Below are 15,623 nucleotides of genomic sequence, written 5' to 3' on the forward strand. Positions count from 1 at the left end.
CTTAGTTCAACGGGACTTCTATCGAATTATTTCGTCTTTGGGTACTCCGGCTCAATCCCCCAAACGTCGTGGTTATTCACCTGGAAGAATTAAAGGTGAAAAAAAAGAGCCGAGAACCCGCCATCAAGTTATCAAAAAACAACCACTTTGTAAAAAACAAAAGAGTCAAGTCTCCTAAGCTTTAGTCTGTAACCTTCTAAATCCGGTATTTCTGAGCTTTTCTTCGAGCTGAGATAGAGGAGCTATTGTCTCTTGCTTTATTTGCGTATTATTTACGCAAATTAAATAATTTTGTCCAAAGTCCAAATTGTCAGTATAGAAACATGAACGTTGGCTGATGACATTAGCACAGAGGGTATGGGTGACAGAAGTTGACCCTGATGACAACATGCGATCGTTTGAATCCGATTCGGATGAATCAGTGTCTCCACCCAACCATAATCCACCTCTAAAAGTTGGGTGAGGTATGACATTAAGGATTGGCAGAACGTCTCTCCTGTGGTAAATAAAAGATTACCCGTAATCTGTGCCAAAATAGCTGTGCGCTGTTGGGATTCGGTAATATCCCGCGCCACGGCATAAATTTTTCCCTCAGCGGTGGAGATAGATGTCCAACCCAACCAACGATAGGAGCCATTCTGAGTCCGATAGCGATTCTTAAAGGTATAAATCACCTCACCCGCCTCTAATTGTTCAACCGCTGTTACTGTCGCCTCTCGATCTTCTGGATGGATAAAGTTAACAAAGGGTTGACTGAGCAATTCTGCCTCAGAATAACCCAAGACGTCGGTAAACCGAGCATTAATCCGCTTAAAATAGCCGTCAGTTCCGGCAATACAAAATAAATCTAAGGAGAGATTAAAAAACTGCTGAAACTCATTTTGGATCAACTCTCGTTTCCGAATCTCGTTCAGCAGCAAACTATTATTTTTTTGCAACGCCAGCGTGCGATCGCGAAGCTGTTTTTCTAAGGTTTGATTGGCTTGATTTAACGCCGCTTCTGTTGCTGTTTTTCCTCCGTAACTCTGCACTTTTGTCCCCAGATGTTCCACCGGAACATCTCTACTACTCTGCCTTTGATAAGAGCGAATCGCGGCAACAATAGCTAGCCAACCTCGCTGGGTATTGAGTTCACCTTTGCTTAGATAGTGATCAATGTCATACTCCAAAAATACGGCTTCATTTACCTGACTATCTGGCGATTCCGTAAGCAGAATAATTTGCAGCCAATCATTTTGTTGAGAAACTCGGATAAATTGCACCAAGCTTAATCCGATAGGGGTATCCTCTCCGGCTTCCAGAGATTCTATAGCCACGTCTCCATTCGCCTGCCAAGGGATAAGAATAGCCGCTAAGTCAGAGCAAGTCGCAATAATGTGTTGGGCTTCGGATACAGAGGATGTTGATAAAACGGCAATCGGTTGATTAGCAATTGTTATCGAGTCGCAAATGGAAGTAACAGATTGAGTCAGGGTAACGTCATTGTCTACCACTAAAACGGTCAAAGCTGTATTTTCTATTCCTACCATTTTAAAAGATAAAATTATTTTATCAAGCCGTTTTTAACAGGTTGTCTGTTTCCGATGAAACCTCCACAAAATCGATTCTGTCCGCTGTACTAATAAATTTTAACAAGCCGCAAGTCCTGACTGTTCCCTGGTTATGACTTATAACTGGATTGACACTCTAACGGTTGGGCGACTTGTTTGAGTTTCAGATAAAAGTCCGAATCATCGGGCGGTGGCGTAAATTGATCAATGGGATGGTGATTAGTTTCGCGACGAGACCCATCCACTGGATCAGGAAGACTGGTAGGATCAGGAGAAGGTAGGTCTGGAGGAGTGCGATCGCGTTCCCTAACCCGTTCTGGTTCTGGTTCAGACTGGGCGGGCATTTGCGGTAATGCTTCAACAGATTCTGTCGCCGATTCAGTGACCACAAATTCCTCTGACTGAGCCACCGCAACCGTAGAACTTGACTCAAACATATCCGGGAAACTCTCTATCCAGGACATCGATTCGGATGTCGTATCAACAGGGGCATTCAAATCTTGCGGTAATTTGCGACAAATCAACCGTTCAAACTCATGATTAAAGCGATAGATAGGCTGTTCTCGTCGTCCCCAGACGGCTAAAATTTGCTCAACCGAAATCGCCTTATACCGTCCCTGATACAAGGCTTCAATCACCGCCAAACGAATCCACTGGGCGGGATAGTCCTCCAACCAAAACTCAACTAATTCTGCCGCAGAATATCCCCTCAGTTCAAATCCATAGTGACTGAGTAACTCCACGGCATAGATAATGGCTGACTCTATTTCATTGGTCATTCGTCATTGGTCATTGGTCATTGGTCTAGGGAACAGGAAACACCTCGACTTCGCTCGGTGTGTCACAGGGAACAGGGAACAAACAAACTCAAAACTTCGGTTGGGGCGGGTTTAGTCACATCGGGGCGGGAAAAAAACGATAATAGTGAAACCCGCCCCTACATCCCTTAAAAACTCTTTGATCCTTGAACAATATACGGGGAATTGATAGCATTGACACGCCCTTGTTGCACTAAGGCTTGATACAGAAACGCCGTGGCATCGGCGCGGGTAGCAGCTTGTTTCGGGTTTAACCGGGAGGGTTTGGGATAATTGACGATAATCCCGGCTTGAGTAGCCGCCGCTACAGCAGATTGGGCGTAAATGGGAATATTATCTTGATCCTGATAAATTTCCAAGCGGTTTCCCTCTGCCTCAGGTAAAGAAAGCCCTTGGACTAAGGAGACAATCAACTCAACCCGCCGTAAACTTTGTTGAGGGTGAAAGGTTTGGTCAGGGAAGCCAGAGAGGAAGCCACCGCGATAGGCTTGACTAATCACGGCTGACGCCCAGAAGTTGGCGGGAACGTCGCTAAATTGAGTAGCGGGGCGGATGGGTGTAGGGTTAAAGACTTTCACCACTAACGCTGCATATTGCGCCCGATTTAAGGGGGCATCCGGTTTAAAGCTACCATCCGCAAAGCCACTAATTAAGTTTAATCCCGCTAGAGGGCGAATAAAATCAGCCGCCCAGTGATTTTGAATATCGGTAAACGAGGGAACATACCCCTCCGGGTTAACAATATAAGGGGATGAGATAGCCGAGGCTTCGCCAGTTGAGACTAACGCCTGGTAAATTAAGGCAGCGACTTCGGCGCGGCTAATTGGTTGCATGGGTTTGAGTTCTTGCAGGCGGGGATAATTCACCACCAATTGCCGTTGTGTCGCCGTAGCCAGGGCATCTGTAGCATAACTGGGAATCTGGGCGCGATCGCGGTAAAACAAAAGTAGGTTGCCATTCCCACTCCCTAATCCCAACCCATTCACCACTGATACCAGCGCCTGTATCCGGGTCAGATTTTGCTGGGGGCGAAACGTACCATCCGGGAATCCAGAGATAAATCCCATACTCGCCGCCTTACGAATCGCCGCCGCCGCCCAAAAGTTATCCGCGACATCACGAAATGAACCCGATGTCGCCCCTACCTGGCGGGGTAAGTTAAACGTTTGGGCAATAATCGCCGCATACTGGGCGCGGGTAATATTCGCTTCCGGCTTAAAGGTGCCATCAGGAAACCCGCTAATTAACTCCCGTTTGACTAATTCCTGAATAAACCGACTTGCCCAATGATTGCCCAAATCACTAAACTGAGTCGGACCCAGTGCTGATGCAGGAACCTCTGCCGCACTCAAGGTAACGGCACCGGAAATACGGGCAGGATTTAACAAGTTGCCCACCGAAACTAATGTCAAGGATGTACTATTTTGTAAATCAACATCACCATTATCTTGTAAGATATTCCCGGCTGGGTCTTGACGACTGCCTAAATTGGGTTGGGCAGACCCATTGACAATTAGCCCCCCATTGCTATTATTTTCAATCCGATTCCGGCGCAGAACGGGTTGAGCTTGGCGAGACAAAACGATTCCCGCCTTATTATTCATTAACGTATTATCAGCAATTAAGGGCGCAGCATGATCACTCAGAGCAATCCCATACCCCGTGCGTTGACAGCGATTGCGCCGCAGTTCCCCTTTCGCATTTCGCACCAGGAAGATACCACTAGAGGCATTTTCGCTTAATTCATTATCCATAATTAGCGGTTTTGCCGTCCCCGTGACAAAAATCCCCTCCCGACCGCAACCCGTTAGAGTAGAATTCGCGATAATCGGGGCGCTGGATTCAATCCAAATCCCGGTTCCCTTCGCCACAGGATTCGTCACCGTCACCCCGCGCAGTTCAGCTTGAGAATCAGGTTTAACCGTAATCGATTGACTGCCAAAACTGGGGCTACTATAATCACCACTCCCCACCAAGACAATATCCCTACCTTTACTCGACTCATCACCAATAACAACAATCCCCGACGGAATCACAATCGGGAAACGCTCCCCATGCGCCGCATTGTACATTCCCGATGCCAAATAAATCGTAGTATCAGCCGTAGCTTGCCTGATGGCGTAGGTTAAGGTGCGAAAGGGAGCATCCGCAGAGCCTGGATTCGCATCCTGACCTGTTACTGGGTTGACATAGAGAGTGGATTGAACCATTAATTTAGAATTTCCGATGTAAAGTAACCTATTTCAGCTTAAGTAGAATCCCCACACTGTTAATGTAGTATGATATTGTAGTATAGGAACAATTCAAGACTGGCAGCGATCAGTACCATTCAGCTTAAGTCAGCGACATTCCACCTAAGTAGGTGGACACAATTAAAGTTAGCGATGGAGATTAGAGAACTCTTAACTGGGAACAGGGAACAGTAAGGGTTTGAGGCTGGTTTACATAACTTAATCTAGTTAGGTTTATTTCCACCAACCTACTTAGAGAAACTTAAGAACCCACGAGCGAGGATAGATGTCCTGTATTATCAACAATTTAGTCAGGACTAATTTCTCAATTTATCGAGAAAATACCAGGTTTTGACCAAATTTCCTTGCATCAGGGCAGCAACACCAGAAAGGGCTTGGAGTTCAGATAGATTCGGGTTGAGAGTTAGGGCAGGTTTAAGGGCATTTTGAGCATCTCTACCTCGCCATTCATACAAATAAACGAAGGCAAGATAAGCATGAGCATAAGGATTTTGGGGATCAAGCTGGACGACTCGCTTTAACGCCGCGATCGCACTCTGAGAATCTACTTGTAAAACCCTAGACAAAGCTAGAGCATACGCTAAATCTAACCGTTGCGGTTCCAACTTTAACCGATGAGTCAACACCAAATCTATCTGCACTAGATAATCTTGAATTGGGTCATACTGATTAATTCGCCCTGTTTGTTCAAAGATAGCCTCCAGCGAGTCAGCACCATTTGGTAAAGTCGCTGCTAATGTCCGAAATTGGGTAATTAGGTCTAATTCCGGTGCAGGTGTTGTAGACGCTTTTGGGTCAATTTTTATTTGAACGGCTGGTACTGATATCGGATAGGTTTCCCCAGTTTCACGATTCAAATAGGTTGCTTTTAAGGTATACCTTCCTGCGGGGATATCTGCTGGAGGTAACATCGCCATCCGTTCACTAACCTGGCATTTAGGCGATTGATTGGTGACGCTTGATAGCCGACGGTTGTTTGTTGACTTCGGAAACAAGTTTCCCATGGCAATACCATGATCATGTAGCCATTGATATTGATATCCTGCTTCCAGCGAATGCCAGGTTAATAGCACAATTCCCGATTGTAACGGTTGCCAATCCCCTGTCCATTCATAGGTAACAGGTACAGGGAAACCAGGGGGGGCTGTTTCTGGGACAATCACCCGATTTAATTGAATTTTATTTAATCCTTCGACTACGCTTAAGGACAGGTTGTTGAATAAGAGCTTATTTTGTTGTTCATTCATTGGTGAAGAGGGCGGGTTTTGTTGAACATTTATTGGTGGGTATCTGAAGTGAGTTCCTAAACCCGCCCCTACAATTGGGTTGAAATATGTCCCGATAATTGACTGTTTTCTGTTAACTTTTTCTACCTGGAAAAATGGCTGATGTCGGTGATAAAGCTTGAGCAGAGTACCATCAGGTAAATCCCACGTCTTCTGGAGTTGGAATTCTCCGCCTTTTTCCACCTTCTCTACTATAGCTTTTTGCGCTTCAGGAACAGACCCTTGATCCCCTGTTTTCGTCACAAACCAAGAGAGCGATCGCGCATCCTGTTCAACCTGCTTTTCTCGTACTCCCACCTGACGTCCATAGACCTGAAAATCCCGCAACGCCCCATAATAATTTAAGTTGTGTTGATTAATTTCAGGGGTTGACGGTAATACCCCTAACGTTGTCTGTAAATTCGGAGAAGTTTGGATAATTTCATCAATCACCTGCGCCAGGGGAATAGGTTCTCCCAAATAAGGAAAATGTTGAACACGCGGCGCAAGAACTTGAGTTAAAAAACCACCGCCCAAAGGAAACAAATTCAGCACCATTAACACAGACGCCAACCCCACCGTACCCCAGCGAACAGACTTACCCCAACCCCCTTGCCAGACAAGTAAACCCGATGCTAAAACTAACGAAAATACAGGCAACAATGGCAAAATATACCGAGCATCCTTATTTACATTCAGAGAACACAGTAAATACCCCCCAACCAAAAACACAGCCAGCCAACCGAAAGACCAACGTAACCCACCCAACCCATATCGTTTCTGAAACCCTCTGCGCCCCTCTGCGTTAACCTCTGCGCCCCTCTGCGTTGAAAAAACATCCTCCCTTTGTCTACCCCAAACCTTCTCTTTTTTGCGCCAATAAAGAATCAAACCCACAATCGGCACAAGCAACAAAACCCAAGACACCAAATACGGTAAAATCTTCCCATAATAAAGCCAAGCCTCCAAAGTATTCAGCGCCGGATCACCCTCTGCGATCGCGGAATCTAAGGTTGCTCGTTTCCCAGACGTTAAAATAAGTAGCCAGTTGGTGCGATACCAGGGATAAAATATAAACCCAGATACCAACAATCCCACGATTAACTGAGCAAATCGCCCCCAGTTTCGCCGTCGAATTGTCCCCGCGATAACCCAAACAATCGGGATAAATAGAAAAAATAGCGCCGTTTGCTTTACCATGAGCGCTAATCCCAGGGATAAGCCAAAGATTATCGCCCAGAGTAGAGATTGAAGCGATCGGCTGCCTATCAATTTTGTAGGTTGGGTTGAGGTACGAAACCCAACGCCATCGTTATTGTGAACATTATCATGTCCGCCTAAACAGTCATCATTTCCTTTTCCCTTGTCTCCATCAAATTTAACTGATGATATTAAACCTTGATTTCGCCAAACTGTGAGACAGAAAAAACTGAGGGTAACAACAGCCGTTAGCGGATAATCCAGCAGGAATTCTAAACGATAACGATAGAGTCCCGGTAAAAGCACCGTTAATCCAGCCGCCCATACTCCAACCCGACGATTGAAAAGTTGGACACCTAAGCCATAAACGGAACCCAAAAGAATAGCATGAAAGAGTAACAGAACCAGCGTCGCTTGATCCGTTCCCCGACCAAAAAACTGTTGAATAATCGCCGTAGCGATATAAGTAAACGGCGGTATCTTAGACGAAAGTTGCCATAAATTCGTCCACCATTCTCCAGAAAACCACTCCGGATGCTGCAACGCTTGCCAATAATTTAACGAACCCGTCAAATAATCCGCCTGATCCCAAGCTGGGACAGAATTGTCAAGCGCAAACCACAGGCGATCGCACAACGCGCTGGCTAGCCAAATCAGTCCCAGAATACCCAGATATTTGCGGTTCCCCGTTTTCCACCACTGTAATCGGTTGTTCATGGTTGATTGTTCATTGTCCAATAACCAGTAACTACTCACTATAGCGGAGTTTCTTAAGTTACCTTAGAGAGAAAGCTGCCATCGTAACCGAGGTGTGAGGATGCTACAACTCCCAGATGTCATGCATCAGCGCTATCAGCTTCAACAAAAGCTGGGTCAGAATGCGAGTCGTCAAACCTGGTTGGCGATGGATCTCTCGGCGCAACCCAGCCAGCCAGTGATTCTCAAACTCCTCGCTTTTAATCCTCAGATGCAGTGGGAAGACTTGAAACTCTTTGAACGCGAGGCTGAAGTTCTCCAGCAGTTACAGCATCCTCGAATTTCCCGGTATCGAGATTATTTTTCCCTGGATAAGCAATCAGGAGGCGGCTTACCGTGGTTTGGTCTCGTCCAAGATTATATTCCCGGTGCTTCCTTGCAACAATGGCTAAACCAAGGAAAACGCTTTACGGAAGTTCAAGTGCGCCAGATTGCGATAGAGGTTCTGGAAATTCTCGGTTATTTGCACGCTTTAAATCCACCCGTTCTCCATCGGGATATTAAACCCAGTAACCTGATTTGGGGAGAAGATGAACAGGTGTATCTCGTCGATTTTGGCGCAGTGCAAGATCAGACGGCGGTTGAAGGCGTAACCTTTACAGTGGTTGGTACGACAGGTTATGCGCCCTTAGAACAGTTTTGGGGTAAAGCTGTCCCTGCATCTGATTTATACGCTTTGGGAGCAACCTTAATTCATCTGGCTACAGGTGTTGCTCCGGCGGATTTACCCCAACGTCAAATGCGGATTCAATTTAGCCAGTACACCAGTCTCAATTCTACTTTGGTTCGCTGGATTGCAACCTTAACGGAACCTGAATTAGAGCCACGCTATAGTAGTGCGAGTCAAGCGTTAGAAGACTTGAAATCGAATCGGGTGCGCCAGAGTTCCCCACCTGCTACCCGTCAGCCTCTACATTCACGGATTCGCTGGAGAAAATCTCCCCAGCAGTTTCGGATTCAATTTCCCGCACGCGGCGGGTTATTCACAACGGCGATAAAATTAGGGTTAGGGCGAATTTTGCGGAAAGGTTTCCCCCTGTTTTTAGGTGTGCTAACCCTTGCCGAGATCGTGATTTTATGGTACTCTAAACTATTATTTAGTCAAGGAAATCCATTATTCTTTGTACTACTAGCGCTGACAATTCTTCTAGGTTGGTTGGGGACAATTGAATTCCGGGTTCTGAAGCATCTAGAACCGGAACGAGGTGATCAGAAATTGGCAAAATTAGGCGTTACGTTAATTTTTCGGTTAGGGTTGGGCTTAACGGTGGGACTTGCTGGAATTGGATGCGTACTCTTGGCGCTCATTTCTACCTTTAGTCAGGGTCATCCATCATTCTTTGTTTGGTTAGCGATCGCGGTTTTATTCGGATGGCTTTTCATCCGAGGGTTTCCCAAACTGGCAACCCTCTCAAATCCAGTCAGTTTTTTCCTGTTTGGACATCATCGTCTTGACTTAAAACGAGATAGATTGAATATCCAACGCTTTTGGCTAGGGTTATGTTATGACGCTCAAACTCTAGATATTTCCCAGATTGAAACAATTAAAACGATCCCCTTCCAAGAAATCTTGATTCAAACTGAATCAACTCGTTGTACGGTGGCGCAAGACTTAACCGAACCTGAACGAGACTGGTTAGTTCAGGAAATCAAAGATTGGCTCAATGAATGAAATGATCAAGGATAACATCATGCTGAATCCCCAACAGATAATCAACGGACGGTATCAACTCAGACAACAGTTAGGACAAAATGCAGGGCGTCAAACCTGGTTAGCTGAAGACTTAGAAACTCAACCCCAGGAATTAGTTGTGATCAAACTCTTGGCATTTAGTCCCCAAATGCAGTGGGAGGAGTTCAGACTATTTGAGCGAGAAGCCCAAATTTTGCAGCATTTAGACCATCCAAAAATTCCTCGTTATCGGGATTATTTTTCCATTGAAGAAACCGAATCCGAGTTGCCTTGGTTTGGATTAGTTCAACAATATATTCCCGGTTTATCTCTACGCCAACGGTTAGACCAAGGTCATAATTTTAGTGAAGCTGAAGCCCAAAAGATTGCCACGGATATTTTAACCATTCTCATCTATCTCCATGAACTCAGTCCACCTGTGCTGCATCGAGATATCAAGCCAAGTAATTTAATTGTAGATGAGCAAGGACAGGTTTATTTAGTTGATTTTGGGGCAGTACAAGACCGAGCCAAGGCAGAAGGGGCAACGTTTACGGTAGTAGGAACCAGTGGTTATGCGGCTCCCGAACAACTGTGGGGACGAGCAGTGGCGGCGTCTGATTTGTATTCGTTGGGTGCTACATTAATTCATTTAATTACAGGGATAGCTCCGGCTGATTTACCTCAGCAGAATTTACGCTTACAATTTACTGATAGAGTCAACCTTAATCCCCGATTTAGCTATTGGTTAGAAAAGTTAATTGACCCCGCCACAGAACAACGATTTAGTAGCGCTCGTCAAGCGTTAGAGTCATTGACAGCAGCGGTTGCTCCTGAAAATTCGACGAATCAGCCGTCGATTAGTCCGGGGGTAGTTTTTAGTGTTATTGCTGTTTTGATTGCAGTTGTCGCTGGCGGGATGAGTGTTTATTTCCCTATCGCAAATTATTTGACGAGTCAACAAAGTAAAACAGACAAAGAAATCGAATCTTTTCTAAGTATTTATGCTTCGCCCATAATTGATGTGCAGTTACTTAAAGAATTGGCATATTGTGCTGAAATTAATGCCCAAAACAGTGAAGTTGAGCCAAGAGTTATAGGAAAAAATAGGTCGAGAATACCATCATATATGGATAAAAACAACACAGATAGCAATAATAAAACTATCATCAATATATATATGTCAGGAAGTTTTAAAGAACGCTCTTTAGAGGAACAAGTAAACTTATCTTTATCCGAAACAAAGCCAATAAACTCTGTTCATCAAACAGATATATTGTCAAAAAAAGCAATAGAATGTCAAAATAAAGATAATCATTGATACTATAGCGGTTCAATATCTCGCCAGGATAACTTGAGAAGTTATGTAGGATTTGTTGTTGATACAAGACCTGCACCGATGATAGAAGTAACAACATTTGCAATTTTATGTCAAGCAGACAATCCAGGTACTATCTCTCCTGCAATCCCAAATTATCAGAATGGTCAATTAGCGTGTGCTAATGGCACAAGAAATATTGAAACGATGGCATCCATTGTTAATTCAGATATTTCATACTAACGCGAGTCTAGTAGACCACGATATCCCAAATAAAGGTAGATAGACACAATAAAACAATAAAATTTAATTTTAATGTTAAATGGATGACTTAATGAATTTGAGCATCTTCACATGAGCAATACCTGCTTCATAAAACTTTTCTCCTTCGGATACAAAGCCGAGTTTTAGATAAAGAGATTTCACATAATCTTGAGCGTGAATAACCACTGTATTGATTTGCTTGTTGGCAGCAATTTCTAGAGCTTTTTCCATCAATAGCTTACCGATTCCTCGTCCTCGGAACTCTGGCAAAACAGCGAGGCGTTCAATTTTAGCGGTTTGATGATCCAGATATCTTACCCTGACGGTTCCCACAGGCTGATTCTCGACATACGCCAGAATATGATCGGCGGTTTCATCTTTGCCATCCAAATCTAAGGCTGGATCAACACCTTGTTCAATGTGAAAAACCGAGCGTCTCACCCCTTGAATAGCGGCGGAATATTCTTTATAATTAACAGTCTTGAACGTGATATGGCTCATCGCGATCGCTCTATCGTTCGTAGTCAGGGATGCAAGCCTATTCACGGTAACAATTTGAGTCAAGGGCGACCCGAACAAATTGAGTGGACACCATTGTTAATTAATGCAAGCGGGTCGCCCCTACAGCAGAATAACCGCACCAGCAAATAGCTTGATCAACTGTGCAATTTACCCATTATGGCAAGGGCAAGGAAATGCGTTAACCACTTACCCTAATTCTTCAAGAATTGAATAAGCTGTTCCAATTTCGACCAAGCCGCCCCACTTTTGAGAATATCCTTTGCCTGTTCAATTCCAGCTTGGTGATCCTCCAACGCCACAACCCCAGCCACTTGCAGCGCTAAGGAAGTATTTAACGCCACCACATCCTGTTGGGCAGCAGTTCCTTTCCCCTGTAAAACATTCGTTAAAATGTCCACATTGTCCGCCACATCGCCGCCACGCAACGCCCCTGTTGGTGCTGATGTTAAGCCCAACTGTTGCGGATTCAGCGTAGACAGTCGCACCCCACCATCAGATAAAAGTGCCAAGTCGGTTTCGTCAGCCAATCCCGCTTCATCTAGGTTTTCTCGTCCATGTAGGACAATTCCCTGATCAATTCCCATTTGTTTTAACGCATGGGCAACTGTTGATACGACGTTAGCGTCAAATACGCCAATCACTTGACCTGTGGGGCGCAATGGATTGACTAGAGGTCCTAACAGATTAAATACCGTCCGCACCTTCAGGGTTTGTCGCAATGGGGCTACCGCTTTCATGGCGGGGTGCCATCCCCGGGCAAACAGAAACGTGACTCCCACCTCATCCAAGGCGGACTGGACTTTTTCTGGTGGGGCAGATAAATTGACGCCCAACGCCTCTAAAACATCGGCTGAACCCACTTTCGAGGAGGCTGAACGGTTCCCATGTTTGGCAACCCGTACACCCGCCGCCGCCGCGACAAAAGCTACAGCCGTCGATATATTAAAAGTGGATGCACCATCGCCGCCTGTGCCACAGGTATCAATAATTGGTGTTTTATGGTCAATGGCGTCCTGCTGTAAGGATTGCTCCTGCAAGACTTGAGCCATTCCTGCCAATTCGGATGGAGAGACGCCTTTTGCCTGAATCGCAGCCAGAATTGCCCCCGATAACACTGGCGGAATGTCCTCGTTGAGCCATCCCTGCATCAGTTGTGAGGCTTGGTCACGGGATAATGATTGTCCGTCGAGGATCTGTTGCAGCAGGTTAGACCAGTTAGTAGGAGTTTGGATCATGGGTTGATGTTTATCTGGAAAAATAGGAGCTTGGTGAATGGCGGCTATGAAAAAGTGTAATATCGTACCGGATATTATGGAGGGTGATTACTGGACTAAATAATCTAAACAAATATAAAGAAAGATTTATATTAGAGTACAAGCGTTAACATCCTCTCCCTGCCGCTCTGTTCCCCTGCTCCCCTGCCTCTTTGCTCCCCTGCCCCCTGCTCTCCTACACCTGTACAGGTTTAATCGAAAACGTTTCCATCTTCTGAATGTTATCATGAGCATTCAAAAACCTGACGGCACATTAACTGAGTTTAGCGTTAACTCAAAACCCTTGTTTCATTCCAATCCCACCCGACCCAATACAGCTAGAACCTCTGTTGTGGACACTCCACCCAGACCTGTCGAGGCACAGCTAAATGAATGTGAAGACCGCTTCCGCGCTAGCTTTGAGCAAGCGACAGTTGGCATCAAACACGTATCGACGGATGGCAAAGTCATTCAGGTCAACCCCAAATTTTGTGAGATTGTTGGTTATACCCGTGATCAAGTTCTCACCTGCACCTGGCAAGACCTAACCCATCCTGATGACTGGGCAAGCGATCGCGCGATAATGGAGTTACTCTTAGCGGGGACTCTAGACTGTCACTGCCAACAAAAACGCTACCGACACCGAGATGGCAGCATTGTCTGGGTGCAAATTACCCTATCCTTAGTGCGAACGCCTCAAGGAGATCCGAAATACTTTTTGCTCGTCGTTCAAGATATGAGCGCTCGTCAAACGGCTGAATCGGCGTTGCAGCCAGAAGAAACCTGGCGCGAAAAAGCTCACCGCGAAGCCTTGCTCAATCGCCTCTCGACGCAAATCCGCAATAGTTTAGACGTAGATACGATTCTGGAAACAACGGTACTGGAAATCCGCCAGCTATTGCGAATCGATCGCTGTCAGTTTATCCGATATCATACTGAGCAAACGCCAGCTTATTGGAAAGTTGTCACAGAAGATCGAGAGTCTCAGCTTCCCGATTTGACAGACTGCTATTGGGCGGATACCAACGCCGTTCTCACCCAGCAGATATTACATCTGGACATTGTACGGGTTGATACCGTTGAAACGGTGAGCGATCCATTATTGCAGGAATTTATGCGATCGCTCGACTATCAGTCTCTCTTGCTTATCCCCCTGGAAACCCCGTCCGGAATTACCGGGATCATTAGTTGCAGCCACACTCAGGCAACTCGCCCTTGGACAGATAGCGAAGTTGAACTCCTGCAAGCGGTGATTAGTCAACTGCTCATGGCGCTCCAACAGGCTGAACTTTACGCCGCTAACTGTCGAGCCACAGAACACGCCCGCAAACAAGCCGCCCAATTATCCAAAGCACTCCACGATTTGCAGCGCACCCAATCTCAGTTGATCCAAAGCGAAAAAATGTCCAGTTTGGGTCAACTCGTGGCAGGTATTGCTCACGAAATTAACAATCCGGTCAATTTTATTTACGGCAATCTGATTTATGCCCAAGAATATTATCAAGACCTCATCGCCCTAGTGCAACTTTACCGCACCGCTTATCCTAATCCTCCCTCTGTGATTAAAGAGCGGATGGATAGCATTGATTTGGACTTTATCTTAACCGACTTCGCCAAACTTCAATATTCGATGAAAGTTGGCGCTGAACGGATTCGGGAAATTGTGCAATCGTTGCGGACGTTTTCTCGTTTAGACGAGTCAGGGCGCAAGACAATAGACATTCATTCGGGTATTGAAAGTGCTTTGATGATTTTGCAATATCGACTCAAGGGGAATCCGGGAGCAGAAGAAATCTGTGTGATTAAAGAATATGAAAATTTACCTCCAGTCGATTGTTGGCCCGGACAGTTAAATCAAGTGTTCATGAATATTTTGACGAATGCGATTGACGCGCTCGAGGACAAGGAAAATTTTGATTCGTCTCAAAGGGAGGCGGAGTTTTCCCAGGATACTGTCTTATTTTCACCAACGATTACGATTCGTACAGGTCTTAGTCAAACGGACTCCGCACACCCCTCAATAACGGATGGTTTAACCGAGGAAGGCTCTAGCGGAAAAATGGATAATTCTCAACCGGACAATCCTTGTGTTTTTATCCGCATTGCGGATAATGGAATCGGGATGAGTCCGCAGACCAAAAAACGGCTATTTGATCCCTTTTTTACTACAAAACCTGTAGGTTTAGGGACGGGTTTAGGGTTGGCGGTTAGTTACCAAATTGTTGTTGAAAAGCATGGCGGTAAACTGTGGTGTAATTCGACCCCTGACCAAGGGGCTGAGTTTGTGGTTGAGATTCCTATACGACAACCGCCGCACAAGCGGTGATTGGGGAAAATTGATCCGGTTCCCTCCTTTTGAAGGGGATTCCAGTTTCCTCCTTTTGAAGGGGATTCCAGTTTCCTCCTTTTGAAGGGGATTCCAGTTCCCTCCTTTTGAAGGGGATTCCAGTTCCCTCCTTTTGAAGGGGATTCCAGTTCCCCCCTTTTGAAGGGGGGCTAGGGGGGATCTCTTCTCAAGTAGCGATTATTTCACATCAGTTTATGGATTTCTCTGTTCAGTTTAGATCCCCCTAAATCCCCCTTAAAAAGGGGAACTTTGAGTTTATTAATTTGGCTCTTTCAGACTAGCTATGATAAATTACTAAAAAATAATCTCCATAATCCTTGCTACGCAAGAATCATGGAGATTAAAAAAAGCAATTCTAATAAAACAAGCTTTTGATTCTGTTGGAGCCTTTGCTACTTAAGAGTTT

The 15,623-nt window shown here is 45.4% G+C and carries 10 protein-coding genes and 1 pseudogene; 5 read left to right on the top strand and 6 right to left on the bottom strand.

Annotated elements, in window-relative coordinates:
• Window positions 1-178: pseudogene (locus RID53_RS16460) on the top strand (NF041680 family putative transposase); the annotation flags it as partial.
• A 103-nt stretch (window positions 179-281) separates the two neighbouring features.
• Here RID53_RS16460 and RID53_RS16465 read toward each other — a convergent pair.
• The 4 genes from RID53_RS16465 to RID53_RS16480 all read right to left on the bottom strand — a co-directional run bounded on the left by RID53_RS16465 (window position 282) and on the right by RID53_RS16480 (window position 7,802).
• The gene (locus RID53_RS16465; RefSeq protein ID WP_446389119.1) at window positions 282-1,529 is read right to left on the bottom strand and encodes a PAS domain-containing protein; all 1,248 of its coding nucleotides are present in this window, start codon (window positions 1,527-1,529) and stop codon (window positions 282-284) included.
• A 131-nt stretch (window positions 1,530-1,660) separates the two neighbouring features.
• A complete protein-coding gene (locus tag RID53_RS16470) occupies window positions 1,661-2,329 on the bottom strand; it encodes a hypothetical protein (protein WP_446389120.1) in 669 nt (222 codons plus the stop codon).
• Between the two features lie 167 nt (window positions 2,330-2,496).
• Window positions 2,497-4,578 (bottom strand): S-layer homology domain-containing protein, encoded by a 2,082-nt coding sequence (locus tag RID53_RS16475; RefSeq protein ID WP_446389121.1) that lies wholly within the window; start codon window positions 4,576-4,578, stop codon window positions 2,497-2,499.
• A gap of 338 nt (window positions 4,579-4,916) precedes the next feature.
• Window positions 4,917-7,802: a phospholipid carrier-dependent glycosyltransferase gene (locus RID53_RS16480; protein ID WP_446389122.1), complete on the bottom strand. Its 2,886-nt coding sequence runs from the start codon at window positions 7,800-7,802 to the stop codon at window positions 4,917-4,919.
• A 100-nt stretch (window positions 7,803-7,902) separates the two neighbouring features.
• Here RID53_RS16480 and RID53_RS16485 point away from each other — a divergent pair, with 100 nt between their 5' ends.
• The 3 genes from RID53_RS16485 to RID53_RS16495 are packed head-to-tail and all read left to right on the top strand — an operon-like array spanning window position 7,903 to window position 11,074.
• Complete coding sequence (locus RID53_RS16485) at window positions 7,903-9,513, top strand: serine/threonine protein kinase (protein ID WP_446389123.1); 1,611 nt, start codon at window positions 7,903-7,905, stop codon at window positions 9,511-9,513.
• Window positions 9,514-9,532: 19 nt separating this feature from the next.
• Window positions 9,533-10,834: a serine/threonine protein kinase gene (locus RID53_RS16490; protein WP_446389126.1), complete on the top strand. Its 1,302-nt coding sequence runs from the start codon at window positions 9,533-9,535 to the stop codon at window positions 10,832-10,834.
• Between the two features lie 15 nt (window positions 10,835-10,849).
• The gene (locus RID53_RS16495) at window positions 10,850-11,074 is read left to right on the top strand and encodes a type IV pilin-like G/H family protein (RefSeq protein ID WP_446389127.1); all 225 of its coding nucleotides are present in this window, start codon (window positions 10,850-10,852) and stop codon (window positions 11,072-11,074) included.
• Window positions 11,075-11,149: 75 nt separating this feature from the next.
• On the opposite strand, the gene RID53_RS16500 is transcribed toward RID53_RS16495, so the two are convergent.
• Both RID53_RS16500 and trpD read right to left on the bottom strand, forming a co-directional pair.
• The gene (locus tag RID53_RS16500) at window positions 11,150-11,596 is read right to left on the bottom strand and encodes a GNAT family N-acetyltransferase (protein ID WP_446389128.1); all 447 of its coding nucleotides are present in this window, start codon (window positions 11,594-11,596) and stop codon (window positions 11,150-11,152) included.
• Window positions 11,597-11,808: 212 nt separating this feature from the next.
• Window positions 11,809-12,852: an anthranilate phosphoribosyltransferase gene (trpD, locus tag RID53_RS16505; protein WP_446389124.1), complete on the bottom strand. Its 1,044-nt coding sequence runs from the start codon at window positions 12,850-12,852 to the stop codon at window positions 11,809-11,811.
• Window positions 12,853-13,117: 265 nt separating this feature from the next.
• Here trpD and RID53_RS16510 point away from each other — a divergent pair, with 265 nt between their 5' ends.
• Window positions 13,118-15,196 (top strand): PAS domain S-box protein, encoded by a 2,079-nt coding sequence (locus tag RID53_RS16510; RefSeq protein WP_446389125.1) that lies wholly within the window; start codon window positions 13,118-13,120, stop codon window positions 15,194-15,196.
• Window positions 15,197-15,623: the final 427 nt, after the last annotated feature.

It is taken from the genome of Coleofasciculus sp. B1-GNL1-01 (genome assembly GCF_040220235.1).
Classification (GTDB): Bacteria; Cyanobacteriota; Cyanobacteriia; order Cyanobacteriales; family Coleofasciculaceae; genus Coleofasciculus.

Coding starts and splice junctions, on each gene's coding strand:
- RID53_RS16465 (WP_446389119.1), bottom strand. CDS start 1,529: ATGGTAGGAATAGAAAATACAGCTTTGACCGTTTTAGTGGTAGACAAT.
- RID53_RS16470 (WP_446389120.1), bottom strand. CDS start 2,329: ATGACCAATGAAATAGAGTCAGCCATTATCTATGCCGTGGAGTTACTC.
- RID53_RS16475 (WP_446389121.1), bottom strand. CDS start 4,578: ATGGTTCAATCCACTCTCTATGTCAACCCAGTAACAGGTCAGGATGCG.
- RID53_RS16480 (WP_446389122.1), bottom strand. CDS start 7,802: ATGAACAACCGATTACAGTGGTGGAAAACGGGGAACCGCAAATATCTG.
- RID53_RS16485 (WP_446389123.1), top strand. CDS start 7,903: ATGCTACAACTCCCAGATGTCATGCATCAGCGCTATCAGCTTCAACAA.
- RID53_RS16490 (WP_446389126.1), top strand. CDS start 9,533: ATGCTGAATCCCCAACAGATAATCAACGGACGGTATCAACTCAGACAA.
- RID53_RS16500 (WP_446389128.1), bottom strand. CDS start 11,596: ATGAGCCATATCACGTTCAAGACTGTTAATTATAAAGAATATTCCGCC.
- trpD (WP_446389124.1), bottom strand. CDS start 12,852: ATGATCCAAACTCCTACTAACTGGTCTAACCTGCTGCAACAGATCCTC.
- RID53_RS16510 (WP_446389125.1), top strand. CDS start 13,118: ATGAGCATTCAAAAACCTGACGGCACATTAACTGAGTTTAGCGTTAAC.